The 26,264-nt window shown below is 45.5% G+C and carries 18 protein-coding genes; 12 read left to right on the plus strand and 6 right to left on the minus strand.

Going from position 1 to position 26,264, the window contains the following annotated elements; translation table 11 throughout:
* The first annotated feature begins 5 nt into the window (after positions 1-5).
* Complete coding sequence (locus strainIA91_RS04305; RefSeq protein ID WP_400167902.1) at positions 6-5,405, plus strand: aminotransferase class I/II-fold pyridoxal phosphate-dependent enzyme; 5,400 nt, start codon at positions 6-8, stop codon at positions 5,403-5,405.
* A gap of 154 nt (positions 5,406-5,559) precedes the next feature.
* Here the strand turns inward: strainIA91_RS04305 and strainIA91_RS04310 are convergent, their stop codons facing one another.
* Positions 5,560-6,816 carry an aminotransferase class I/II-fold pyridoxal phosphate-dependent enzyme gene (locus strainIA91_RS04310; RefSeq protein WP_400167903.1) on the minus strand — a complete coding sequence of 419 codons (1,257 nt, stop codon included), beginning with the start codon at positions 6,814-6,816 and terminating at the stop codon, positions 5,560-5,562.
* Positions 6,817-6,993: 177 nt separating this feature from the next.
* Between strainIA91_RS04310 and strainIA91_RS04315 the strand changes: the two genes are divergently transcribed.
* The 5 genes from strainIA91_RS04315 to strainIA91_RS04335 all read left to right on the plus strand — a co-directional run bounded on the left by strainIA91_RS04315 (position 6,994) and on the right by strainIA91_RS04335 (position 14,485).
* Positions 6,994-8,187 (plus strand): MFS transporter, encoded by a 1,194-nt coding sequence (locus strainIA91_RS04315; RefSeq protein ID WP_400167904.1) that lies wholly within the window; start codon positions 6,994-6,996, stop codon positions 8,185-8,187.
* Between the two features lie 171 nt (positions 8,188-8,358).
* Positions 8,359-10,065 (plus strand): transposase, encoded by a 1,707-nt coding sequence (locus strainIA91_RS04320; protein WP_400165908.1) that lies wholly within the window; start codon positions 8,359-8,361, stop codon positions 10,063-10,065.
* Positions 10,066-10,193: 128 nt separating this feature from the next.
* Positions 10,194-11,273: a [FeFe] hydrogenase H-cluster radical SAM maturase HydE gene (gene hydE / locus strainIA91_RS04325; protein ID WP_400167905.1), complete on the plus strand. Its 1,080-nt coding sequence runs from the start codon at positions 10,194-10,196 to the stop codon at positions 11,271-11,273.
* A gap of 194 nt (positions 11,274-11,467) precedes the next feature.
* A complete protein-coding gene (locus tag strainIA91_RS04330; protein WP_400167906.1) occupies positions 11,468-14,104 on the plus strand; it encodes a transporter substrate-binding domain-containing protein in 2,637 nt (878 codons plus the stop codon).
* Between the two features lie 9 nt (positions 14,105-14,113).
* The gene (locus strainIA91_RS04335) at positions 14,114-14,485 is read left to right on the plus strand and encodes a response regulator (RefSeq protein WP_400167907.1); all 372 of its coding nucleotides are present in this window, start codon (positions 14,114-14,116) and stop codon (positions 14,483-14,485) included.
* Between the two features lie 754 nt (positions 14,486-15,239).
* On the opposite strand, the gene strainIA91_RS04340 is transcribed toward strainIA91_RS04335, so the two are convergent.
* The 4 genes from strainIA91_RS04340 to strainIA91_RS04355 form a co-directional block, all read right to left on the minus strand.
* Entirely contained in the window at positions 15,240-15,413 is a 174-nt protein-coding gene (locus tag strainIA91_RS04340; RefSeq protein ID WP_400168234.1) for a four helix bundle protein, read from the minus strand.
* A gap of 350 nt (positions 15,414-15,763) precedes the next feature.
* Complete coding sequence (gene metA, locus strainIA91_RS04345) at positions 15,764-16,672, minus strand: homoserine O-succinyltransferase (protein ID WP_400167908.1); 909 nt, start codon at positions 16,670-16,672, stop codon at positions 15,764-15,766.
* 11 nt (positions 16,673-16,683) lie between these two features.
* Complete coding sequence (locus tag strainIA91_RS04350; RefSeq protein ID WP_400167909.1) at positions 16,684-17,985, minus strand: O-acetylhomoserine aminocarboxypropyltransferase/cysteine synthase family protein; 1,302 nt, start codon at positions 17,983-17,985, stop codon at positions 16,684-16,686.
* A 155-nt stretch (positions 17,986-18,140) separates the two neighbouring features.
* Complete coding sequence (locus tag strainIA91_RS04355; RefSeq protein WP_400167910.1) at positions 18,141-18,335, minus strand: PspC domain-containing protein; 195 nt, start codon at positions 18,333-18,335, stop codon at positions 18,141-18,143.
* Between the two features lie 167 nt (positions 18,336-18,502).
* Here strainIA91_RS04355 and strainIA91_RS04360 point away from each other — a divergent pair, with 167 nt between their 5' ends.
* Positions 18,503-19,990, plus strand: a complete 1,488-nt coding sequence (locus strainIA91_RS04360) for an OmpP1/FadL family transporter (protein ID WP_400167911.1) — start codon at positions 18,503-18,505, stop codon at positions 19,988-19,990.
* Between the two features lie 178 nt (positions 19,991-20,168).
* On the opposite strand, the gene strainIA91_RS04365 is transcribed toward strainIA91_RS04360, so the two are convergent.
* The gene (locus strainIA91_RS04365; RefSeq protein WP_400167912.1) at positions 20,169-21,368 is read right to left on the minus strand and encodes an FprA family A-type flavoprotein; all 1,200 of its coding nucleotides are present in this window, start codon (positions 21,366-21,368) and stop codon (positions 20,169-20,171) included.
* Between the two features lie 1,306 nt (positions 21,369-22,674).
* On the opposite strand from strainIA91_RS04365, the gene strainIA91_RS04370 reads away from it, so the two are divergent.
* The 5 genes from strainIA91_RS04370 (at position 22,675) to strainIA91_RS04390 (ending at position 26,190) form a co-directional block, all read left to right on the plus strand.
* On the plus strand, positions 22,675-23,103 hold the full coding sequence (locus strainIA91_RS04370) for a SufE family protein (protein WP_400167913.1): 429 nt from the start codon (positions 22,675-22,677) through the stop codon (positions 23,101-23,103).
* A 108-nt stretch (positions 23,104-23,211) separates the two neighbouring features.
* Entirely contained in the window at positions 23,212-23,901 is a 690-nt protein-coding gene (locus tag strainIA91_RS04375; protein WP_400167914.1) for a glycosyltransferase family 2 protein, read from the plus strand.
* Positions 23,901-24,380 carry a COG2426 family protein gene (locus strainIA91_RS04380; protein ID WP_400168235.1) on the plus strand — a complete coding sequence of 160 codons (480 nt, stop codon included), beginning with the start codon at positions 23,901-23,903 and terminating at the stop codon, positions 24,378-24,380. Before strainIA91_RS04375 ends, strainIA91_RS04380 begins: the two co-directional genes overlap by 1 nt.
* A gap of 104 nt (positions 24,381-24,484) precedes the next feature.
* Positions 24,485-25,153 carry a corrinoid protein gene (locus strainIA91_RS04385; RefSeq protein WP_400167915.1) on the plus strand — a complete coding sequence of 223 codons (669 nt, stop codon included), beginning with the start codon at positions 24,485-24,487 and terminating at the stop codon, positions 25,151-25,153.
* An 11-nt stretch (positions 25,154-25,164) separates the two neighbouring features.
* Positions 25,165-26,190 carry a uroporphyrinogen decarboxylase family protein gene (locus strainIA91_RS04390; protein ID WP_400167916.1) on the plus strand — a complete coding sequence of 342 codons (1,026 nt, stop codon included), beginning with the start codon at positions 25,165-25,167 and terminating at the stop codon, positions 26,188-26,190.
* The last annotated feature ends 74 nt before the right edge of the window (positions 26,191-26,264 follow it).

A 26,264-nucleotide genomic window follows, 5' to 3' on the forward strand; every position in this document is an offset into this window, starting at 1 on the left:
GTTTCATGCCTGATACGCAATCACATATCCCCCGGCTGAATCCCTTGCGGGTAGCCCGGATTTCTGAAATCAGCGAACTGACATCCGGTGCAGGTGTTTCCGATGTCCGCCGGGTGAGTTTTCACATTGGAAATCCGGTCCAGGATATCCGACTGGAAGGAAAAACACTGGCTCTCCTTGCGGGAGATGAAAATCCCGGTGAACATCCTCTATGGCCCTTGATTGTAAAAGCGACATCAGCCAGTATTCCCTATGCCCCCCGGGGAGGATACCGGAGTCATGATATCCCCGAACTGGTCCGGATCATTCATGACCATTTGCTGAATACAGAACGGGAGGGACTTGAATACCATGTGGGTGAAAATGGTGACCCTCGGGAAATAATTTTTAGTTCCGGTGGACATTTTGAAACACTCCGGGTCTTCCTTCGGGTTCTGAACACCTCTCTTGAATCCCCAACAGCCCGGATCCTTGCCATCGGGACAGATTTATCTCTCATTGCCTCCGATTATGAGCGGCTCCGTTTTGTTACTTTACCGGAAAAACCTCAAGACCTTTTTTCAAGGGATAAATCCCCCGTCTTTTTTATCATCGGACATCATCTGTCTGAAAGTGAACGGAAACTATATCGTCAGATAGCCCTTGATTTCCCGGTCATGTTTGTGGAAATGAATGATGCCCCTAATCACCTTTCACTGGCACGGGAAGCTGGACTCCGGGATCATGTTATCCGCTTTCTGAGTCCGGTTCTTTTTGATCCACGTCTTGCCTTTATTCCCGTCGTGACTGTCCTTGGGAACAGCAGCTACCTGCAACAAATGGAAACCCTCCATTTCGAATTGAAGGGTACACCTTCTGCAGCGGAAATTTGTACCCTGGAAGCTTTTTTGACCGGCGAAACAGAATTAAACCCGGATCCGGATCTTCAAACAGGCGTGGGTCAAAGACAATTTCCAGAAAATACACGGTTGAAATCCTTTTGGGAAAGGACCCGTCAAAGCACAGACCGCATCCTGGGGGAATCCCCCCTTGTGAAGCGCCATTCGCTGAAGGATCCTCTTATATCGATGAGTCGAACAGAGCTTTTGGACTTCTATGTCAATCTGAGCCGGCAACCGCATAAAATCCACGACCTGGAGCTTTCATTTCTGGCGGCTTTTCTCCGTTCTTACCCCTTTTACCGGCAGCAGGAGTGTTGCGTTGTCAGCGGATCGGCACGGACTGCCCTGGCTATCCTTGGACAACACAGTGGGATTGAGGACGTGATTATTTCGGATATGAGCTGGAATTATGAGCATGCTTTTCCTCGCTGCCGGACTATTCCCCCTTTGCCCGATCTACGTCCCGATGTTACCGGCATTTTGAATACAGTCGATGCCTGTTTGCGCCGGGATCCGTCCTGGCGTGATAAAGGGGCGGTGGTTGTGAATACACCACACAATGCCACAGGATTGGTATGGAAAGGGGAGACCCTGGATTTTCTGATCCGAGAGTTAGCTATCCGCCATATCCGGATTATTGATGATTTATCGTATTATGGGCTTGCTCCTTCCAACCATTTTAGGCCTGAACCTTCCATCCGCCAGCGGGCTTTAAAACTCCGGGAACAGGGTATTATCGCCGATGAGGCACCCGATCTTATTTTTACCATTCACTCTCTATCCAAAACAGACTGTCTGGCCGGAGCCCGCCTGGCTGTAGCCCATCTTCCTCATCCCAAAATCCGCGAACGTTTTCAGGCCGTGAATCAAAAAATCCACCCCAATCCCACAGCTTTGTTAATCGGGCTTCTTTTCTATAAAAATCCTTTTTCCCGACTGGATGAATCCCGAAGACTGAGAAACAGAATTCTGAACGAGCGGATGACGGCCTTGGAGCAGGCTCAGAAGGAGCTGCCGGCATATCGGAACAGGCAGCATATCATCATTCACAGACCGGAAGGGGCCATGTATCCCCGGCTTGAAATCAAAGATTTGCCACCAGGTGTCTCTATTGACCTGTTGGCAACGGAACTGGCCAATCAGGGGATTGGTCTGATCCCCTTAACGGCTTTTGCCCGCACATCTCTTGGATATATAGCTGCCTGCAAAAGTTTCAGGCTCTCCCTGGGAGGCAAAGATTCCGCTGAAGATCTGCAGTTTAAAACCCGCCGGATGTTGATAGATTTGAACCGGATCATCCAAATCAAAGCCGCATCGGTACGTCGGGTGAATTTACCCCCGGCAACATTGCGGGAACCGTCCTTTGACACTTTCAGGCCTCAATGGGAATCTGTCTGTCGGGACATTTTCAGGTTTGCTGTTGAAAACGGGATGAACCGTGTCCTGAAACGGAATCTTCCCCTGGATGGCCCTTCCGGATTAAAACCATTTTTAAATGAACGGATGAAGACGTTTACCCAACAGTTTCTGGATGCCTGCGCTTTGAATGAAGCCCGGGCACTCTGGATCCGTTCTCAAAAAACCCAATCCCTGCGGAAAATGCTGCAGGACGAATTTTATAAAGAATTGGATGAAGAACGGGCGGAACGGTTTAAACACCGTTTATTTGACCGGACTGTTCATCCTACGCAAATTCATGCCCTGCCGGTTGAGCAGGATTTTCGCAGCATCATCGATTTGATTTGCCGGGGGAATGTTGTGACCCATGAACTGAAAATGCGCCTGGCACGCTCGCTGGTGCATGAATTTTTAGGTGAAAATGTGGCCATCTCCTCGTCTCAGGAAGCAGATGAGCTGGTCCTGGATGTCAGAGCCTGGCAGGATGCTGAAGCCCGGGCAGAAATGTTTCATGGTGTGAAAAATCCGGTTCTCCTTTCCTTCTGGAGCGACTGGGATGGAAGTTCACGTCCCAGCGGACAAGGACACCGCCTGGCTGCAGCAGTCCTTCTATATGATGTTCAGCGAATGGCCGGACTTCTGAAACATGCCCGAAAAATTGATCCGTCCTATATTCCACCGGAAGACCTCTGGAAAAAAGTCCAGAAACTGGAGGAAACAACCCGCAATTTCTGGAAACTTTTAAACCGGATTACCGATTTGACGGTAGAGCTGGCAGAACGTTATCAATCCCTTATGCCCTATGATCTGGTCAATCCGTCCGCGTTCCGAAAAGTGCTGGGAAAGGTAGGGCTTTCAGGGGACCCGGTGCGGAAAATCTGGCAACACAATGATAAACTGGAACGGCAAATGCAAAAACTCCGGGAAGAACGACGCTTCTGGCTGGAGTACTATTTTTTGCTGAACAAACAGCTCCGGAAAACAATCCACGATTTTATTCCCCGGATGGCCGGCAGACTGGATGACCCCACCCTTTCTCTACCATTCGTGGCATTCAAAAGCGCGGTCAAACGGGTTGCCCTGACACCCCGGATTCATCAGAAGCAGATTATGGATAGAGATCAGTTTGCCATAGATACAACTATCTATAATATCTGTGAGATTAATATGCTGGCACAACAAACCGGGCATCCTCGGATGGTGCCTGCCCTTCAGGTAAGCATGAGTGATACTCCAAAGGCTTTTGTCAATCTGGACCGGAAGTTTATACAACACCGGGAAACGATCAGCCGTTCAGGTAGACAACCGGTTCCCCCGGTATGGATCATTCCCCTCTTTGAAGAGATGGACCGGGTGAAAAGTATTCGCCAATATCTGGATGAGCTTTGGTCTTATGCCGCCCGGACACGGCGGGTAGATCAGAGTGAGCAGGATCGATTTAAAGAAATGGTATGTGAATTTTTTATCGCCGGTTCGGATTTAAGTCAACAGGTGGGTCAGGCTGGGAGTCAGGAGTTATATCAGCATGCACGGGTGGATATCAAAGAGTGGCTGGCAACCCGGGGACTGGCCGCTGACGTGCGGGTGAAATTGGGCAGTGGTGAGCCCATGCAACGCCAGGGGGGGTATTATGATCCCCTGGCGGGTAAACCGGTAACAGTATCGGAAGGGCTGAAGGAATTGCCGGATGGACCTTTGAAGCTGCAACTCTCATCAGCCCGCTTTCCCCTGAGAGGTATCTGGCAGGGATGGGAATTCCGGACCTTTCAAAGTACCGTAAGTGAATGCATCCGTTTTTTAAGCCTTGAAGACAGAACGGCTCTCCTCCATCACCTGTCAGTTTCGTCAAAAGACCATGCCGATCAGGTCCGCCGGATGAATGATACTTTTCAGGGAACCCGAAACCGGTCTGTAATGCAACGGAGGCAAATGATTGAATCCCTTTACGGCTTGAGCCCCGATACGGCGATGGATCGTTTTATTGATATTCACACACAAAATTTCCGGCAGATTCTTTATGGACGGCATGAAGACCTGACAGGCCTTCACCTGGTCAGCTATTTTCTCTCGAGAATTGTCCCCACGCTTCGTGACCGGCCGACGATACGACCTGTGAGTGGACAGGAAAGACAGGAACTTTTACAGCGTTTGGCACAAATTATTCCCATGGCAGAAAGCGGCAGCATGCTCCGGGCTATCGGTCATCAACGCAGCCAAACGGTGATGATCGGGGTGAATCAACTGTCAACCGGACTTTTTCGGGCTTTTCGGCAGTTTATGGAGGATCCGGAATGGAAAGGAGAAGGCGAGACAATCCTGAAGGACAGAATCTTATCCCGTTTGCCCTGCCTGGATATTCTGAAAACCCTCCGCCTTTATCAGGATCCTGACCTGAAAATTGTAAAGGAAGCAGCCCTGGCTTTTCCACCGGGGAATTCAGCTTTTGCCGCCCTTGAAGAAGACCATCAGCTTATCCGCGAGATGATTCCTTTTCTTCAGGGAGAAGTGTTAAGACAATTGGGACTTCCTGTACAGGATATTTTAACTGAAAACGGAGTGGATCCGGATATTTTATCTGCGCTTCATCCCGAACTGGCCGTTTTAATGCAATCCGATTTTATGAACCGGGATACAGAAGTATTTCTTTTATCGATTCACCATATTCCCTCCGATAACTGGCTACAAGCTGTTTTGTCGGAGTTGGAAAAACCGGGTATCATCGAATTTCATCGGAAGGCTGTGTGGGATATTGTTTCAGACAGTGTTCTGGAAAAGATTAAAAGTTTTAATGAATTGGCGGCTGCTTTGAATACCTTGGCAGGGATATCCCCTGATGTAGCTATGGATGGGCAGACTGACAATTCTGTGGGCAATCTCTTTCGGCAGGTATTGCGCCTGCCATCCTCACCGGAGGATGATCGCCTGAAAATACTCCTGCTGGAGGCCGTCCGAATGCTCCGTACCGCGACCACCCGGCAGACAGAAGTTCCGGTGGATGTTCTAAGAGTGATTCGGGATGTTCAGCAAATTATTAAAATGGAAGAAACCGCCCTTAAAATATCAGAACGCAATCTTATTCAGGCTCACCTGTTGGCAGTAGCACGACTGACAGGCGAAAACGGGTAAAAGAGTTGAGAATTAAGAGGGGAGAGTAATAAGTTTGAGTTGTGAATTATTAGTTTGGTTTTGTGTGTTATTTGACGAACTAAATCATGGATTCATCTTATGAAAAAAGGACACACCCCTCGCACCTCGTCACTCGTCACTCATCACTCGTCACTCAAGTAATAATCCCGTGCTTTTTTCCCACTTTATAAAATTTATCCAGGCAAAAATTGAGCTGTGATTGTATATGAGTCGCCATGTAGCTGGTTCGTAAGAGGCACCGGTTTTCCGGAACAGCAGGCGGGATCACTGGATTCGTATAGACCCCTTCTTCAAAAAGGTCTTTCCACACCCGAAAGGTTTTCATCTCTTCACCGATGATCACAGGAACGACCGGTGTTGTGCTCATTCCGATATTGAATCCCATTTTTTTTAAATTCTTCTGAATATAGGCGGCATTTTCCAGGACTTTTTTCCGGCGCCAGGGTTCTTTTTCAATGATATCCAGGGCTTTGGAGACCATTGCCACATTCGAGGGGGGTAATGCGGCTGTAAATATCATGGTCCGGGTATGATGCTTCAGATAATCGATAACCGGTTCTTCTGCTGCGACAAATCCTCCCACACAGGCCAGAGATTTACTGAATGTTCCCATAATCATATCCACCTGATCCGTCAATCCAAAGTGAGCGGCTGTCCCGTTTCCTTTAGGACCCAATACCCCCAGGGAGTGAGCATCATCCACCATCAGGCGGGCCCCGTATTTACGGGCGATCTGCACAAGTTCCGGCAGATTAATAATATCCCCTTCCATAGAAAAGATTCCATCCACGACGATAAAACGTCCTTTTGTTTTATCTGCAGCAGAAATCTTATTTTCAAGATCTTTCATGTTGTTATGCTTAAAGCGGATAATCTCTGCCCGGGAAAAACGGGAACCATCCACAATGGAAGCATGATTGAGTTCATCACTGAACAAAAGGTCTCCAGGTCCTACCGTGGTGGCAATGACGCCTAAATTAACACCGAAACCGGTTGAAAATACCAAAGCAGCCTCTTTGCCTACAAACCGTGCCAATTTAACTTCCAGTTCATCATGAAGAACCAAGTTCCCATTTAAAAATCGGCTTCCCGTCAAGCCGGACCCATATCTGCGAATGGCTTCGATGCCCGCTTCTGCAATTTCCGGATGCTTTGTAAGTCCCAGATAATTGTTGGATCCCAGCATCAATACTTTTTTTCCCTCTATAACAACCTCTGTTGTATCAGATTCCTGAATTTTCAGAAAATAAGGATAATACCGTAACGCTTTGGCCGTTTTGGCCCGTGTAAAATTGTACATTTTGTTGAAAACATCGGGATATTCACTAAAAAATTCAGATTTTCGGGCTTTTAACTTTTGCTTTGCAATCTCTTTCATCTCGGATAACATGGAGGTTCCTTTCTATTGAAATAAGAACAAATATAAGGAAAATTGGGGGAGTTCAGAAAGATTATGTTTTGCTATAAGAGGCGAGGTGTGAGATATGTGTATCGAGTATCGAAAATCAAGACTTGACTTTCAACTTCTGGCACTTTGAGTCCCAATAGATTATGGTTAAATTTACCCATGATTCAAAAGGCAAAACAAGATGGTTTTCAGGGTTTAAGAGTCATGGTTTTGTCTCTTTCCCACATGCTGCATGATACATATTCTTCCTTTTTAGCGCCTGTTTTACCGTTGATTATTGAAAATCTGGGAATTTCCTATGCGTTGGCGGGGCTTTTATCTGTCATACAACGGATTCCATCCCTTTTAAATCCTTTTGTCGGGCTGGCCATAGATCGTTTACCGGTAAAATATTTTATTATTTTTGCCCCTTTGGTGACAGCTATAAGCATGAGTCTTATCGGTTTGGCTCCAAGTTATGGCGTCCTGGCGATTTTGCTCTTTGTCAGTGGTGTGAGTTCAACGGTTTTTCATGTTCCCGCCCCGGTGATGATCCGACGCCTTGCCGGGAAACGGAACGGGATGGGAATGAGTTTTTATATGTTTGGTGGAGAATTGGCACGGACCCTGGGACCTTTGACGATTTTGGGTGCTATTAGCCTGTGGGGATTTGCCGGAAGCTGGCGTTTGACAGGCTTTGCCCTGGTGGTGACGGTTTTGCTGTGGTATGAGCTCCATTCTGTGGATCTCCATGCCCGAAATGAAACACAATCTGACTCCATGCCCCATATCCGGGAGGATGTGAAACAAATCATCCCTTTCCTGGCCATGATGGGAGCCATGTTTTTCTTCCGATCCTCTATGAAAAGTGCCCTGACTATCTTTTTACCGACCTTTTTGAAAACCCGGGGAGCAAGCCTCTTTTTTGCCGGAGCCGGTCTTTCGGTGCTCCAGTTTGCAGGTGCAGCAGGGACTTTTATCGCCGGGACTTTCTCTGATTATTTCGGCCGACGCAAAACCTTGATTTTAATTACCAGTGTGAATCCCATCCTCATGGCTCTCTTTATTCTGGCAAAAGGGATATGGGTTTTGCCGGTCCTCCTTTTGACTGGATTTTTTCTCTTTGCTTTTGGCCCCGTTACCCTGGCCATGGTCCATGATATCCCCCATAACCGGCCGGCTTTTATTAACGGACTCTATATGACCATGAATTTTGTCCTCAGTGCCCTGGCCACTTTTCTTATCGGATGGCTTGCAGACCTTTGGGGACTTGAATCCGCCTATATCATCGCGAATATCATGGCTCTGGCCGCCATTCCCTTCGCCGCAAAAATCCCCCTGAAAACATCTCCTCCTCACACACCCAATTCATAATTCATCATTCATCATTCATCATTGATCCCACTCCGAAAAGTCGACAGCCATGCTCGGGTACAGGCGTTATGACAGGCGTCAAATAGTCTATAAGTCTTTGATAATCAGTAATATAACTTGATATTGTTGATAAAATATTGTAAAATATGAGCAATATTTTAAGAGGCAAAGATGTTCAAAGAGACAGAGTCCAGTCGGCCGGTAGAGTTGTTTGGTGATGTAGAGAACCTGTTAGAATGGAACAAGAAGAAGCTGAAGAAATACCGTGATGAGACGCGATGGCACAATCAATTCCGGTGCATGGTCTATGATGTCATTGACGAGACGCCTTACCGGATATTGTTTGATGCGCGGATGGGCGCACCGAATGCCCCAGTAAAACAGTTGGTATCCATGATGATTATCAAAGAGCTGTTTCGCTGGAGCGACAGTCAGTTATTTGAGCAGTTTGAGTTTAATGTTTTGGTCCGTCGCGCCATCGGAATCGACACGCTCACGGAAGATATCCCGGTTCCCTCCACCTATTACTTATTCCGAAAGCGGATCTATGAGCATGGTAAAGAGACGGGCGAGGAATTGCTGGAAGAGACTTTTTCCCAGATAACGGAAGCACAAGTTCGTGAATTCAAGGTGGATGGACGGCGTATCCGGATGGACAGCAAATTACTGGGGAGCAATATAGGCTGGTACAGTCGTTATGAGTTGGTCCACAAGAGTTTTGAGATGTTTTATCGGGGGCTAACCAAGAGTGATAAGCGTTTTCTACAGACGCGGTATCGGACAGAGATCAGTCGTTTGTTGGGAGAAGAGGCAGAGAAGGTTGTCTATCGTCATAACCGTGATGAAGTCAATGAACGCCTAGTGCGTTTAGGTGAATTACTTTATATGGTCATCCGTCATTATAAGGGAAAAAAGGAGGAATCATTCCGGGTATTGAAGCGGGTCTTTGAGAACCAATATGAGGTGAATGAAGAGGAGAAGATTATCTTACGCCCGAAGGAGAAAATCCCCCCGGATAGTGTTCAATCGCCCCATGATCCGGACTGCACCTATCGGGGCAAGTCAGGAAAGAAGGTGAAGGGGTATCATGCGAATGTGACAGAGACCTGTGGAGAGGACTTGCATTTAATCACGGATATCCGGATAGAGGCCGCCAGTTGCGGGGAGGCCCGTTTTTATAAAGAGGCGGTGGAAGGCAGTGAAAGAGTCACGGGTCAAAGGGTAGAACATGTGCATGCTGACGGGGCTTATTACAGCGAAAGTAACAGCCGGTACTCGGAAGAAAGAGACCTTGATTTTGTGGTGACCGGAATCAAAGGAAGTGAGCCCCGATATCTGATCCATGAAACACACGAAGGGTATGTTGCCGTGGACCGCGAGAGCGGGAGCGTGTATGAACTTCATAAAGCAGAGACGTATCAAGACTCGGAAGAAGCACGATATTATATCCGAACAGACTCCGGCCGGAAATACTTTAGCAGTCTGGCCATATACACTGCTTTGCAACGTCAAAAACTGATATCCCGTCCTGAAAGAGAACTGCAGATCCGTAATAACGTGGAAGCCACGATTGGTCATTTTGCTTATGGACTTCTGAATAATAAAACACCCTACCGTCGAAAGCAGAAACAGCAGATGTGGGCTTATTGCCGGGCGATGGCGGTAAACATCAAACGAATCGCGGGATACGTACGTCCAAAAAAGCCGTTTGAAGAGCAAAAAGCAGCATTATGTGCACAAAAGGTTCAAAACACAGTCCCATCCACCCCTTGCTTTTTCATTTTTTCCTCAATCGGTCGCCATCTGGCTAATTTTTATGGCTTTTTCCAATCCAATCCCTCGATTTATCCGAAAACCCCCGTATTTATACAATTATAACCGTATTTTTTAATGGGGTTTTCGGAGGAGGCTCATCATTCATCATTCATCATTCTTCATTCTTCATTCTCCCCAAAGCCGATTTGTCCTTAAATTCCCGAAAGAAAAAATATGAGAAACCCTATTTCATGATTGAATCCATTCTGGAAAAAGAGATACCTACAAAAGAAGATCTCGTGTCCATGCTGAAAGCTGAAGGACCGGAGATGGACCGCCTGTTTAAAAAATCCATGGCGGTAAAAGAACAGTATGTCCAAAACAAAGTATATTTTCGGGGACTGATTGAATTCTCCAATATTTGCCGGAAAGATTGTCTCTATTGCGGAATCCGTAAATCGAACACGAAGGTCCATCGTTATGATATTGCTGATGAAGAAATCCTTAAAGCAGCCCAATTTGCCTATGAAAATCATTTCGGTTCTGTGGTCCTCCAATCAGGTGAGCAGAAAAGTTCTGTTTTTACCCGGCGGATTACCCGGCTTCTGGATGGTATGGATAAATTATCCGGTGGAAAACTTCGGGTAACCTTATCCTGCGGGGAACAATCCCGGGACACCTACCGGAAATGGTTTGAACACGGGGCAGCCCGCTATTTGCTTCGGATAGAAACATCAAACAGGGACTTGTATTCAAAACTCCATCCCAACGATTCACTTCACAATTTTGAAGAACGGTTAAAATGCCTGTATGATTTGAAAGATCTGGGATATCAGACCGGAAGCGGGGTGATGATTGGCCTGCCATTCCAAAGCTATGAAAGTCTTGCAGAGGATCTTCTCTGGATGCAAGCCTTTGATTTGGATATGATCGGAATGGGTCCCTATCTGGAACATGAAGATACCCCACTCTATGCTTTTCGGAATCTTTTATTGCCCCAGCAGAAACGATTTGAACTGGCGTTAAAAATGGTGGCGGCTCTCCGGATTCTTATGAAGGATGTAAATATTGCTGCGGCAACAGCCCTGCAAGCCATCCATAAACTTGGACGGGAAAAAGCAATTAAAATCGGTGCCAATGTTATCATGCCCAACATCACTCCCGGTGAGTTCAGGGATGATTATCACCTGTATCACAACAAACCCTGCACAGACGAGAATCCTGAAGATTGTAAAAGCTGCCTGGAAATGCGGGTTGGACTTGCAGGGAATCACATTGCCTATGACGAGTGGGGAGATTCAATCCATTATCAAAAACGAGTTAAGAGTTAAGAGTCGAGAGTCGCCGCAAAGCGAACCGGACCTCTGAGATGATTGCTTAAATTTTGCATCTTGCTTTACATCCATCATTTTCCTTATATTCAAAAAATTAATTAACCATCATTTTCAAACGGACCAGGACATAGGATAAGATTTGTACCCTTCCAAGTAGATTTTAAATGTTCTGCTAACGGTAGGGAAAGAACATGAACAGATATCTCAAAAAGGCAATTTCTTATACTATCCCGATCGGGTTAAATTGTAATTTTAAAGAACTGTTCTATATTTTAAGTGTCTTATTATTAATCACTCCTCTTACAGCTGAATATCCCTGGGGAACGGAGACAATTCCTGTCATATCCGGTTGTGAGTATGATTATCCTCCGTACTGCTTTGTTGATGCAGACAGTCATGCCACCGGTTTTTCTGTGGAGCTGATGCAGGCGGCCCTGAAAGTCATGGGACGGGATGTCACGTTTCGTGTAGGCCCCTGGGAAGATGTGAAAGGATGGCTGGAAAACGGAGAGGTAGATGCTCTCCCATTAGTGGGCCGTACACCGGAACGGGAAGAGATTTTTGATTTTACCTTTCCCTATCTGTCCATGCACGGTGCGATTATTGTTCACGAAGAAACCCGGGATGTTGAAGATCTGAGCGATCTTCGTGGACGGAAAGTCGCCGTGATGAAAGGGGATAATGCCGAAGAGTTTCTCCGTCGCGAGGAGCAGGGATTGGTTCTCAAAACCACCCGGACATTTAAAGATGCCTTGTTAGGGCTATCTGAAAAGAAATATGATGCGGTGGTTGTTCAGCGCAATGTAGGGTTGCGGCTGATCCAGGAATTGGGATTGAAAAATCTCCGGGTTGTTGCTAAGCCGATATACGGGTTCAGGCAGGACTTTTGTTTTGCCGTCCAGGAGGGAGACCGGGAAACCCTGGCTTTATTAAATGAGGGATTATCCCTCGTGATTGCCGATGGAACATATCGCTATCTTCATGCCCGGTGGTTTTCATCCCTGGAATTACCCGGGCACCGGGAAATAATCGTTGGTGGGGATTCCCATTTCCCGCCCTATGAATTTCTGGATGAAGAGGGAAATCCCAGCGGATTCAATGTGGATCTTATCCGTGCCATCGCCAGAGAAATGGATCTGGATGTGGCAATCCAACTGGCTCCATGGACAGAAATCCGGGATGGATTGCTCAAAGGTAATATTGACCTCATTGAGGGAATGTTTTATTCACATGAACGGGATCTTCTTTTTGATTTTACGCAACCCCATGCCATGAGTCACTATGTAACGGTGGTCCGAAAAGAAGCAGGGAAACCTCCCCAAACTGTGGCGGATCTGAAGGCTTTTGTGACCGCAGTGGAAGATGGAGATATCATGCATGAGTTCGCCTTAGAAAATGGGTTGAAAGATCAGATTAAAATCTATAATAACCAGGAAGAATGCCTTTCGGCACTCTTACGGGGTGAGGTGGATTGTGCCCTGGTAGCACGGCAGACCGTTTTGTATTTGATCGTAAAAAACAATTGGAAAGATTTGTCTGTCGGACAACATCCTTTTGCCACCCTGGAATACTGTTTTGCCGTACAACAGAACAACCAGGAGATCATGAATCTTTTCAGTGAAGGTCTCACCATTATTGAGAAAAGCGGGGAATACCGGGACATTTATAAAAAATGGCTGGGGGTATATCCCGGAACTTCCACGGATTGGAACAAGGTTCTTCGCTATATCAGCTATATTACAATTCCACTTATTATCCTTATTTTGAGTGCCGTTCTGTGGGTAAATCTGCTCCGGAAACAAGTTGCCCTGCGTACCCGGGAACTCCAGGAATCCAAAGAAAATCTTCAGGATATTCTGGATTCAGTAGCTTTCGGAATTATGATTATTGGATTTGATAAAAAAATATATCGGTCAAACCGCCGGGCTACCGAATTGTGCAGGTATGAACAGGAAGCTGATATTATCGGTAAAACATGTCATGATATCTTATGCCCGGACCGGATAAATCAGTGTCCGATCCTTGATTTGAATGAAACATCAAACACATCCGAACAAGTTTTATTTACCCGGGACGGACAAAAAATTCCGATTCAAAAGAGTGTTACAACAATCACCCTTCAGGGAAAACATTATCTATTGGAAAGCTTTATTGACATTTCGGAGCAAAAGAAAGCCGAAGAACAGATCAAACAAAGTCTGAAAGAAAAGGAAATACTCCTCCGGGAACTATATCACCGTACAAAAAATAACATGCAGGTGATTGCCGCGTTCATGCATCTCAGGACCCGCCATTTTAAAGATGAAACTCTAAAAGATATTTTTCGGGATTTGGAAACGAAGATATCCTCCATGGCCCTGGTTCATAAAAAACTTTACGAATCGGGGGATTTATCAAAAATTAATCTGAAAGGTTATTATCACAGCCTGGTGGAACTGATTAAAGAAACGTACGATATCCCGGATAAAGATATTGACATATTGCTGAGTGGAGATGATATCCCTGTGCTTATCGATGTGGCTATGCCTTTGGGACTCATCTTGAACGAGTTGGTTACCAATTCTCTGAAATATGCTTTTATTGATCGAAAAGAAGGGCGGATTGATATTCATATTAAAGTTGGAGAGAAAACCCTGATTTTGTTATATTCAGACAATGGGATAGGTCTTCCTGAGGGATTTGATCTGAAAAAAGACAGCAAACTCGGCCTTGAAACGGTCCGGGCTCTGGTGGAACAACAACTCATGGGAAAAATGGAAATAGAAAACAAAAACGGATTATTATTCCGTTTTACATTTACGGAAACCCTTTATTACCCACGAATTTAAAGGAATGCTATGAAAATAATGGTAGTTGAAGACGAAATTCTGACAGCAAAAAGTTTGTGTATGGATCTTGAGGATTTTAACGGGGAGGTTTTGCCACCTGTTGCCAAAGGGGAAGATGCCGTCAACGTGTACAGCGAAAAAAAGCCCGGATTGATTTTTATGGATATCCGTCTGGCTGGAGAGATGGATGGTATCGAAGCCGCAGAATTAATCCGTCAACTGAACGGGCCGGAAATTTGTTTCATGACCGGTTTTGCCACACCTCACGTCCGGGAAAAAGCAATGAAAGTCAAACCGATAGCCTTCCTGGAAAAACCCTTTTCCATTGCCGATATACGAGCTGTTTACGATTCTGTCGTTGATAAGATTAAGGGTTCATGAGTTCAGGGGTTCCGACTGTCGACTGAAAAAGTGACGCGTGACAAGTAACACGTGACGAGTGGCAAGGGATTCAAGCACCTCACTGCGTTCGGTGTTCAATAGCCGCTGCGCGGCTTTCAAACGCTGCTGCTCAGCGTTCAAGGATCTCACTTCGTTCGATCTTCAATTCCAGCTTTGCAGATTTCAATAGGTGTCCGGACTTCTTTATTGAACACTGCGAAGCAGTGCTGGAATGCTGAACGCAGTGAAGCAATTGAACGGCACGAAGTGCCGCTTGAATTATTTAACGCCGCTGCGCGGCTTTCAAACGCTGCTGCGCAGCGTTCAAGGATCTCACTTCGTTCGATCTTCAATCCCAGCTTTGCAGATTTCAATAGGTGACCGGACTTCTTTTTTGAACACTGCGATGCAGTGCTGGAATGCTGAACGCAGTGAAGCAATTGAACGGCACGAAGTGCCGCTTGAATCCTATAGCACTGCGTGCAACGAAGTACCAACCCCCCCCTGAAATATCCCAATAAATTGGGTCCCTTTTCACGGGGCAGGCAATTATCTCATAGAAGTTGGAAGTTGGAAGTTAGCGTCGCTGCGCTCCTGATAGTTGGTTCATGGGTTCAGGGGGGTGGTGGTACAGGTTCCTACTTTCGACTTTCGACTTTTGACTTTCGACTTTTGACTTTCGACCATCTACTGCCGACTGAAAAAGTGACGCGTGACAAGTAACGCGTGACAAGTGGGTTTGAGGGAGAGGCATTTATTGACGAGAAAGGTATCGGATCAGGCCGATAGTCCTGTTTTTGATTTCAAGGATTTCTTTTTGAAATGTTTTTAATAATTCTTCCGAAATATATTCGAGATGATGTGGGATGATGAGTTGTGTCTCCAGTTCCGAAATACTGCCCGGGGCAACATATAAAAAATAGATAATTTTTTACAAGAATTACGTGCAGAGCCTTCAGCAATGTTAGATGGAATAGAAACCGCAGATCACCGCATTTGATGGATTATTCCATATTTTTCGTCATCTGGAAATGCTTTCGTAATCCTGAATATCTCTGTCACTCATGCAATACTTCTTTTCCAAACATCCAAATCTTTATGCGATTTCAAAGCAAATTCCCATTTTACACAATTAACTAACACACACTAAAATTCATCACATTAAACAATAGTTACCCCACAAAAACCACTTGTGACTCGTTACGCGTGACAAGGGGTCCAATCATCCAATCCCCCAATCTCCCCAATCCCCTCATCACTGCCGACTGTCAACTTCCGTTATTTCCACACATAAGGCGTTTCCTGGTACACATAATAGTTCAGCCAGTTTGAAAAAAGCAGGCTGGCATGTGCCCGCCAGGAGATCCGGGGGTGGTTGGATGGATTGTCCTCCGGGAAATAGTTTTTTGGGATTTCGATGGGAAGCCCGGCGGCTTTGTCCCGCTCATACTCCTTTTTTAAAGTATTTGCACTGTATTCAGGATGTCCTGTAATAAAAATCTGTTTGCCGTTTTTTGTGGCAATAATACCGAGACCGGCTTCAGGAGAAATGGCGAGGATTTTAAGGTTTGGGACAGATAAAATGTCCTCTTTCCGGATTTCAGTATGGCGACTATGGGGCATCATGAAACAATCATCGAATCCATGAAAAAGGGGTGTGGTTTTTGGGAGGACGGTATGAGGAAATATTCCGAAACACTTTTTTTCCAGGGGATATTTGGGAATCCCATAAAAATGATGGAGACCGGCCTGAGCTGCCCAGCAAAGATAGAGTGTGGAGGTCACATGATCAGTTGTCCAGTCCATAATAGATTGAAGCTCCCGCCAGTATGTGACTTCTTCAAAGGGAAGGGTTTCGACAGGGGCTCCTGTAATGATCATACCGTCATAGCGGTGCTCCCGGATATCCCCAAAGGTGTGGTAAAATTGTTCCAGATGTTCACGGGGAGTATTTTTAGATATATGGGTGGACATGTGGAGGAGTTCCAGCTCTACTTGAAGGGGAGTATTGGAAAGCATTCGGATGAGATCGGTTTCCGTCACAATTTTTAAAGGCATTAGATTTAAAACCAAAAGTCGTAATGGCCGGATATCCTGGTGAGTTGCCCGGCTTTCCGTCATGACAAATATATTCTCTTTCCGGAGTGTGTGAATAGCTGGGAGTTTATCGGGGACATTCACAGGCATAGCGGTCTCCTTTAAATTTTTGTCAGGGCCTGGTCCAAATCCTCCAGGATGTCATCAATATGTTCAATACCCACCGAAAGTCGGAGCATATTGGGATAAATTCCACCGGCCCGCTGTTCTGATTCTGTCATTTGCTGATGGGTTGTACTGGCCGGGTGAATGATAAGGGTTTTGGCATCACCCACGTTTGCCAGGTGACTGATCAGATCCAAATGATGGATCAACTCAGACGCCTTATTCTTACCCCCTTTGATACGGAATGTCAACACACCCCCATATCCGTGTTCCAGATACTTTTTCGCCAGTGAATGGTAAGGATTATCCGGCAGTCCGGGATAATTGACAGATTCAATTTTCCGGTGCTTTAATAACCATTTTGCCACTGTCAGGGCATTATCGGCATGTCGTTGTGCCCGCAAACTTAACGTTTCCAAACCCTGCAGCAGAAGAAAGGCATTGAAAGGAGAGAGGGCAGGGCCCATATCCCTGAGTCCTTCTACCCGTGCACGGATGGCAAACGCAATATTGCCATGTGGACTTTTTTCACCGAATGTATCCCAAAAATTCAGTCCGTGATATCCTTCGGAAGGTTCTGAAAAGAGGGGATAACGTCCGTTATCCCAGTTAAAATTTCCTCCATCAATCAATATTCCTCCGATGGATGTCCCATGACCTCCGATCCATTTGGTAGCTGATGCTGTAACAATATTTGCACCGTGTACCAGGGGTCGGCAGTAATACCCACCGGCTCCAAAAGTATTATCAACAATCAGGGGGATTTGGTGTGCCTGGGCAAGGGCAGAGAGTCCTTCAAAGTCGGGAATACTGAATTCAGGATTTCCGATGGTTTCCGTGTAAAGGGCTTTTGTTGTCTTGTCTATCAAATGGGACATAGCTTCCGGTGAATCATTTTCAGCAAAGTGAACCCTTATGCCTAATCGTTTCAAGGCAATTTTAAACTGGATATAGGTTCCACCGTATAAATAAGGTGAGGAAACTATGGAATCTCCTGCCTCCAGAAGGGTGATGAGAGCCAGGAATTGGGCGGACATTCCAGAGGCCGTAGCGACTGAAGCAGTTCCCCCTTCAAGGGCTGCCATGCGCTTTTCAAAAACATCGGTCGTAGGGTTCATGATACGTGTGTAGATATTGCCAAATTCTTTCAGCTCGAAAAGATCTGCTCCATGCTGTGTATCTTTAAAAGTATAGGAGGAAGTCTGATAGATGGGGACAGCCCGGGAATGAGTTACCGAATCAGGTGTATGCCCCGCATGAAGCTGTAATGTTTCAAATCGGTAGGGTTTATTTTTCATAATTCCTCCTGTCGGATATTTTTAGAAAAAGTTTGTATGAACAACCCCCACCTTCAGAAATCTGAAATAAACAGCAGTCTTGAAGCAAGTCTGATAGGGGAGGGGACGCGGGGATTACCTTTCCCGAATATATAAACGGGTTTAGAATAGATGTGTTATTGTTCTTCAGGCATCAAAATCCACAGAACCACATAAACAAGGATTCCGGGAAAAACAGATGATAAGAGGGAAATAACAACGAATGCAATCCGCAGCGCAGTGACATCCCAGCCTAACCAGTCTGCCAGTCCTGCCAACACGCCGGCTATCATTCGGTTCTGACGGGGCCTCTGTAAGGGTCTGTTGTTCATGATTTCTCCTTTGTCCTGTTCAAAGTTTAAAATAAAAAATTTTATCCTGCAATCATATTGAAATGGATAGTGTTAAGTATTGTATAAAATGACTTGCAAATATATGCATGATTCTGGTAATTTCACAAAAAGCAAAATACAAGTGTAACACAAACAAGGAGGGAATCTTGAAAACACTAAACTTGCTGATCGTTGTTGTTTTATGTCTGGTTTCCGTTACGGCTTTCGCCGGAGGGATTGTGACGAACACGAATCAAAGTGCCCAGTACACCCGGACATTGAACAGAAATGCTTCCACCGACCTGGACGCGGTCTACTACAATCCTGCCGGTTTGTCCAGATTGGATGACGGGCTTTATCTTCATGTAAGTAACCAGATGATCTGGCAGACCAAGACTGTCATTAATAACCTGCCTACATTGAACAATGATGAATTTGTCGGGGATGTTTTTGCTCCCCTGTTTCCAAATCTTTATTTTGCCTACAAAAGCGGAAAAATTGCTATATCCGGCGGTTTTGAACCTATAGGCGGAGGCGGAAGTGCCGTTTATGAAGACGGCCTCCCGTCCTTTGAAATGCCTGTCTCAGGACTGGTTCCCCAATTGGGTGTCCAGGGCTATAAACTGGATACGGAATTTGAAGGTTCTTCTGTTTATTATTCCGGCCAGGCCGGTTTAACCTACAAGCTGAGTGATATGATCTCCCTGGCTGTCGGAGGCCGGGTTGTCGTGGCGAAAAATACCTATGACGGATATCTGAAAGATATTATGGTGACAGAAGATGGTGTTAATTGGATTGAACCTGAACAATCAACCACAGCATTAACTTTAATTAATACTGCTTCTAACCTTCAGTCTTTTATTGATGGAGGAGCCGGTGGATTGACCCTTTCTCAGCTACAAGCAGCCGGACAGTTGACAGCAGAACAAGTATCGTCACTCGAAGGTGGATTACAGCAACTTGGGATAGATCCTACAGGATACACAGTTGAACAGGTTCAGGCATCATATAGTGGTGTTTATTCTAACTTAGTAAACAAAACCGCCGATGTAGAAGTGGATGCTGCCCAGGATGCCACGGGCTTCAGTCCCATTTTCAGTGTCTTTGTCACTCCTTTTGAAGGACTCGATATTGCCTTGCGTTATGAAATGAAAACCGAGTTGACTCTTGAAAATGACACAGAAGTGGATGGCTCCGGAATGTTTGCAGACGGTGTAGAAACCCATGCCGATATCCCGGCCATACTGGCCATGGGTGTGGCCTATCAAGTAATGCCCAAACTTCGTGCCGACGCGAACTTCAACTATTATTTCAACGAAGGTGTAAACTGGGATGGCAAAGAAGAGAAAATTGACAACGGGATTGAATTTGGCGTTGCTTTTGAATATGACCTGTCTGATAAACTCCTTATCAGTGCCGGATATTCTTATGGAGACCAGAATGTAACTCCCGAATATCAGACCGATCTCAGCTATAGCCTGCCTTCCAGCACACTGGCCGGTGGTTTTGGCTATAAAGTGAGTCCGAAACTTATGGTCAATGCCGGTATCTTGAATACATTCTATGATGAAGACGAAAAAACTACCGAAACCTATACCGAAACCTATAAAAAAACAACTTTCAACGTGGGCGTGGGATTTGATTATTCATTTTAAGAGTTGAGAGTGTTGAGCGATGAGTACTGAGTCGGAGTTATGAGTTGAGAGTTCGGTATTACAACATATGAAAAAAGGCGCCTGATCAGGCGCCTTTCTTATAATGATGAATGATAAATGATAAATGATGAATTAAATTTATTAATTATGAATTGGGTTTAGTGGGTCAATGAATGTATCATTCATCATTCTTCACTCTTGTAGCCATTCTTCCAGCAATGTCCCGGCATATTTCGTAGTCTTTTTCAAGAGGCCGGTATTTGGCTTCATGGGGGGGGTGGACCATCTCTAATCCGGTCGTTTCAGCAAAACGGATCAGGTTTTTCACACCGCCGCCACTCCAGGTGGCTGTCCCAAATAGGCCTAAAAGACGGTTTTTTATGTGTAACTGCTCCAATTTAATTGTTAGGGCTTCTATTGTGGGAAAAAGTCTGTTATTGTATGCAGGACTTCCAATAATGAGTCCCCTGTATTTCCAGATGTCACTCAGGATATAGGAAAGATGGGTTTTTGAGGCATCATAGACTTTTACATGCCGGATCCCGGCCAGGATAAGCTCCCGGGCAATATATTCTGCCATCCGTTCCGTCCGGCCGTACATGGACCCGTAGGCAATGACAACTCCCGGATCCCCGTCAAGCCGGGACCAGCGGTCATACAAGTTGACAATATGATCAGGATGCTGGCGCCAGATGAGACCATGTGTCGGTGCAAACATCCTGACATTTACAGTTTTCAATTTTTCAAGAGCTCTCTGGGTTTGTTTGACATATTTTCCGACGATATTTGAATAATATCTCCGTTGTTCCGGCTCCCAGTCGTCAAGGTTCACTTCATCATCAAAAAGCACACCGTCCAAAGTACCGAAACTTCCGAACACATCGCCGGTAAAGAGAATTTGGTTCTTTGTTTCCAGAGTCATCATGGTTTCAGGCCAATGAAGCATGGGCGTCATGACAAATGTCAGGGAGTGATCTCCCAGATCCAAAGTATCACCTTCTACCACTTCAAGAATACGCTTAAAATCACCGAAAAACCCCCGGACAAATTTGAAAGTGTTCTTGTTTCCCACCAGGGTGATGTCCGGATATCGTTGCGTGATCAGTTTCAGAGCCCCTGAATGATCCGGCTCCATGTGATTGATGACCAGATAATCTACATTTTCTCCTGATTCCAGAATTTCATCTATAGCATCAAAATATGATTCCACATGGCCGATTTCTACAGTATCAATCAGGACATTCTTTTTATCCCGAATGAGGTAAGCATTGTATGATATTCCTTTATCCAATGGCCATAAATTTTCAAAAAGATGTGTCCGCCGGTCGTTGACTCCAATCCAGAAGATGTGTTGACTCAGTTTGATTCCGTGATTCATGTTCTATCTCCAGTTGTTTAAAAGAAAAATTAACGAAAAAATAGATCAAATGGAAGGTTGGATGATTGGATGGTAAATCAGTCCCGATCCTGAGTCTATGAGAAAAAAAAGGGAAATAATCCGGATTTTAGTTCAGTGGGAGGGATGAAGCACAAACCTAGACTTCATGTATGGCTATAAAAATTGTATGTAGTCCTATTATGTAGATCGATGAAAAATCAACCCCATGATATATATGAATTATAATATTATCTTGCATTGTGTTGCATTTCGCTGTATTTTACCCCCCGGGGTGGGGGGCGCTACCTAATCGAAATCATATATTCCCTCTCTCTTATATCCTGATTCCGGTTAGGAAAAAAATCCCAATCATTTATAAGAAGTTGGAAGTTGGAAGTTGGAAGTTAGAAGTTGGAAGTTGGCGTCGCTTCGCTCCTGATAGTTGGTTCAAGGGTTCATGAGTTCAAGGGCTCATGGGTTCAGGGGCTCAGGGGTTCCGACTGTCGACTGAAAAAGTGACGAGTAACGCGTGACGCGTGACAAGTGGTCCAATCGAATCAATCGAATCAATCGAATCAATCCCTCCAATCTCCGCGTCACTGTCCACTGCCGACTGTCCACTTTCGACTGAAAAAGTGACGCGTAACAAGTAACGCGTGACGAGTGGGTTTAGGGGACAGGCTTTTGTTGACGGGAAAGATATTGGATCAGGCCGATAGTCCTGTTTTTGATTTCAAGTGATTGTTCCAAACTATTTTATACAATTAACTAAGTTATACTAATAAATAATACATAAAATAAAAATTATCCCACAAAAACCACTTGTTACTCGTCACACGTTACGCGTCACTGCCCCGCCCCATTTCACAGGGCAGGCAATCCCCTGTGAAATACGCTGCGCTCATTTCACGGGGCAGGCAATCATCACCTGGAAGTTAGAAGTTGGAATTTGGAATTTGGCGTCGCTTCGCTCCTGGTGCTTCAATCGAATCAATCAAACCCATCAAATCAATCTAACCAATTAACTTTTTGGCTTTCAACTTTCGACTTTCGACTTTTCGACTATCAACTGTCGATTGACGACTGACCACTGCCGACTGCCGACTGAAAAAGTGACGCGTAACGCGTGACACGTGACAAGTGGTTCAATCATCCAATCTAACCAATCTAATCAATCGACTTTTCGACTGTCAACTGCCGACTGACGACTGCCGACTGTCGACTGAAAAAGTGACTCCCCACATCAAGCTGGCTCTCATTCCATTAAAACCTTTCAATCTCATCCCGAATTGAATAATTTCTTACAATGAGTGATTTATACGAGATGACAGCAGATGACCTTGCCAATTTCTTTGCCATGTTACCTGGCTGGGAAGAAAAATTCAGGTACATCATTGATTTAGGAAAAAAGCTTCCCCCATACCCTGAAGAATATAAAAAAGATGAATTCCGGATTTTTGGCTGTCAGAGTCTGGTCTGGCTGAAATCGGATTATAAGGACGGCCGTATTCATTTTGTTGCTGATGCTGATGCAGCTATTGTCCGCGGACTGATTGCCATTCTTATGGTCATCTACAATGATAAAACACCAGAGGATATACTCGGTTTTGATATCCATGCATGGCTTGAATCGGTGGGACTCAGTGCTCAATTGACTCCTACGCGGAGTAACGGTCTTCATGCCATGATCAAAAGACTGTACACTTTTGCTGAAAATGCACAAGAAAAACATTAGTCAGGGATGAAACGTGTGTAGTTATCAAAAATCCTTTATGACCGATCATATAAGTTCTGATTGTGATCATCCGTGCCATGTTAACCTGAAACACATTAAAGTCTTTGTATGAATCCTGATACACACAATGGCTATATTATCATTCCGGCTTATAATGCGGAAAAAACACTTCCCGAATTGCTTCAACGGATCAGAGCATGCTGTCCCTTCCATATCGTGGTTGTGGATGACGGGTCGAAGGACCATAGCGCCCAAATTGCTGCCCATGAAGGTGTCCACCTGATTCGTCACCCCAAAAATATGGGGAAGGGAAAGGCGCTTCAGTCCGGTTTTAAGTTTGTTTCAAAAGCCGGAGGAGACTTTGCTATAACCCTCGATGCCGATCTGCAGCATCCACCGGAAGCGATTCCCGGATTGGTTGTGAAATATTCGGAAGCTCCGGGAACCTTCATGATCGGCAGGCGGCAGAGGGATGACAATATGCCTTTGCATCGCCAGCTGAGCAATTATATTACCAGTTTTCTTGTCAGTCGACGAACCGAAATGACAATCCCGGATGTTCAGTGTGGCTTCAGACTGATTCCCGGTAAGTATTTACATCACTTATTTACCGGCAGTAAAGGGTTTGTCTTTGAAGCGGAAATGGTGATCCGACTGGCAGATATCGGTGTTCCAGTGGATTTTTATCCTATCCCCACCATTTATTTGAAAGGTGGACATAGCAGTATTGCCCATATCCGGGATACCCTTCACTTTATCAGCATGTTTACCCGCTCACTTTTCAGGAGATTTTCGTGATGTGGCATAACCTTTGGCAACTGATTCTTGTGACTTTCCTCCCGTTTCTTGAACTCCGGGCCAGCATTCCCTACGGTATTCTGAAACTGAATATGCCCTGGTTCGAGGTCTATCTGATCTGTATGCTTATCAATGTCCTCCTGGCACCCTTTGTTTACTATATGCTTCACTGGTTTGTCGATGTTGTGATTAAAATCCCTTTTATCGGCAGACTCTATGATAAAATTGTCCTCCGGACCCAACGGCGAATCCATGACAAGGTGGAGAAATACGGAGAATGGGGACTCGCTCTCTTTATTGGGGTCCCACTGCCTGGATCAGGTGTTTATACAGGTGCCCTGGCAGCCTTCCTCCTGGGTGTCCCCCCACGAAAGTTCATGATTGCCGCCATCTGGGGCGTCCTGATTGCCGGTACAGCTGTTCTCATCGTGACTCTCACCGGTATCGAATCCCTCCAGTTCTTTTTGAAAAAAGTCTGACAACGGCTATATCCTCAATTCCAGGTGCAACTTTCTTCTTTCGGTTTGTAAACAAACTTTATAAACTATAGAGATAAAAGACATATAGATAAGAGGAAGAGAATATGGAGCTCCTGAAGCAAATTGAAGAATTGGTTGTTCGTGGCCACATTGATGCGGAATCCCGTTATCCCAAAGATTTATCCGGTCAACCCGGTGTTCGTGAAAAAGTGGCAGATGCCCTGGAGAAAGGAATATCCCCACAGGAAATTCTATGGAACGGACTCATCAGCGGGATGAAAATTGTCGGTGAGAAATATGAAAAGAATGAAATATTTGTCCCCGAGATGCTTTTTTCAGCCAAAGCAATGAAAAGTGGCCTGAATCAGATTCGCCCCATGTTGGTAGGTGATGTGAGTGTCCGTGTAGGGACTGTCATCCTGGGAACCGTCCAGGGGGATATGCATGATATCGGGAAAAACCTTGTAGGAATGATGCTTGAAGGCGCCGGTTTTGAGGTAATTGATCTGGGAATTAATACACCGGTTTCAAAATTTGTGGAATCAGCACGGAAGCACCCGGAAGCGGTGATCGGTATGTCCGCCCTGCTTACCGTCACGATGAAAAATATGAAAACGGTCATCGAATCCCTCCGTTCCAACGGCCTGGAGAATAAAGTCATGATCGGCGGAGCACCTGTTACCCAGTCTTTTGCCGATGAAATCGGAGCTGAAGGATACTCCCTGAATGCCAACCAGGCTGTCTCCCTGGCCAAAAACCTGATATCAGCCTAATAGAGGATATTATGTTTGAACATCTTCGAAAAATTGATTTTGAACGCCTGGATAAGACCTTGCGGAATCAAAAAGCCGATGCCATCCCCCTGATTGAATTGGGAATTCATCCGGATATTAAAAGAGAAATCACCGGGAAACCGGTAGTGACGGTCCGGGAGGACATTCAGTTTATGCGTTCCCTGGGTTATGACTTCCTGAAGGTTCAGCCCCGAATTGACCTCGAATTAAACCGGAAGAAGGCGGAGGATGAGTCCAAAGCGACAGACCGGTCCTGGTCCTCGGAACATGACAGCCTTGTGAAGGATTGGGAGAGTTTTGAAGCATATCCATTCCCCAAACGGGAAGATATCAATTACAGCCGCCTGGAAGAAGCCGGAAAACTTATCCCTGATGATATGGGAATCATTGGCCAATATGGAGATATTTACACAACCGTCTGGGAAACCATGGGGTTTGAAACCTTTTCCATGCTCATGTATGAAGAGCCGGAACTGGTGGCTGAAATGTTTCGCCGGATCGGAGATGTGATTTACAGCATGTTTGAAGTGATGGCCCAGATGGATTTTGTAAAGGTTCTGTGGTACAGTGACGATATTGCCTATTCTTCCGGACTCATGGTGGATCCTGATTTTCTCCGGGAGCATTTTTTCCCCTGGTTGAAGAAAATCGGGAAACTGGCCACAGCACGGAATATTCCCTTTATCTATCATTCCGATGGTGTGTTGTATGATGTGATGGAGGATATTCTGGATTGTGGTGTGACTGCGCTTCATCCGCTGGAACCCATCTCCATGGATATTGATGAATTAAAAACCCGCTACGGCGATAAAATTGCACTCTGCGGGGGTATTGATGTGGATCAATTGGCCCGGGCATCCACTGATACCATCCGCAACCTGACCCGGAAATATATGCGTATCGCCGGCAATAACGGAGGATGGGCTGCAGGTTCTTCAAATTCAATTACTGAATATATGAAAACCGAAAACGTTCTGGCCATGATCGAAACCGTCCTGAAAGAAGGGACCTATTAGGATGGAAGGGGAGAAAGTTCTTACTTCGGATTTCAGTTTGGGGCGATAAAAATAGAGGGTGAAAACTTCAAAAG

The organism is Candidatus Neomarinimicrobiota bacterium (assembly GCA_041154365.1).
Lineage (GTDB): Bacteria > Fidelibacterota > Fidelibacteria > Fidelibacterales > Fidelibacteraceae > Fidelibacter > Fidelibacter multiformis.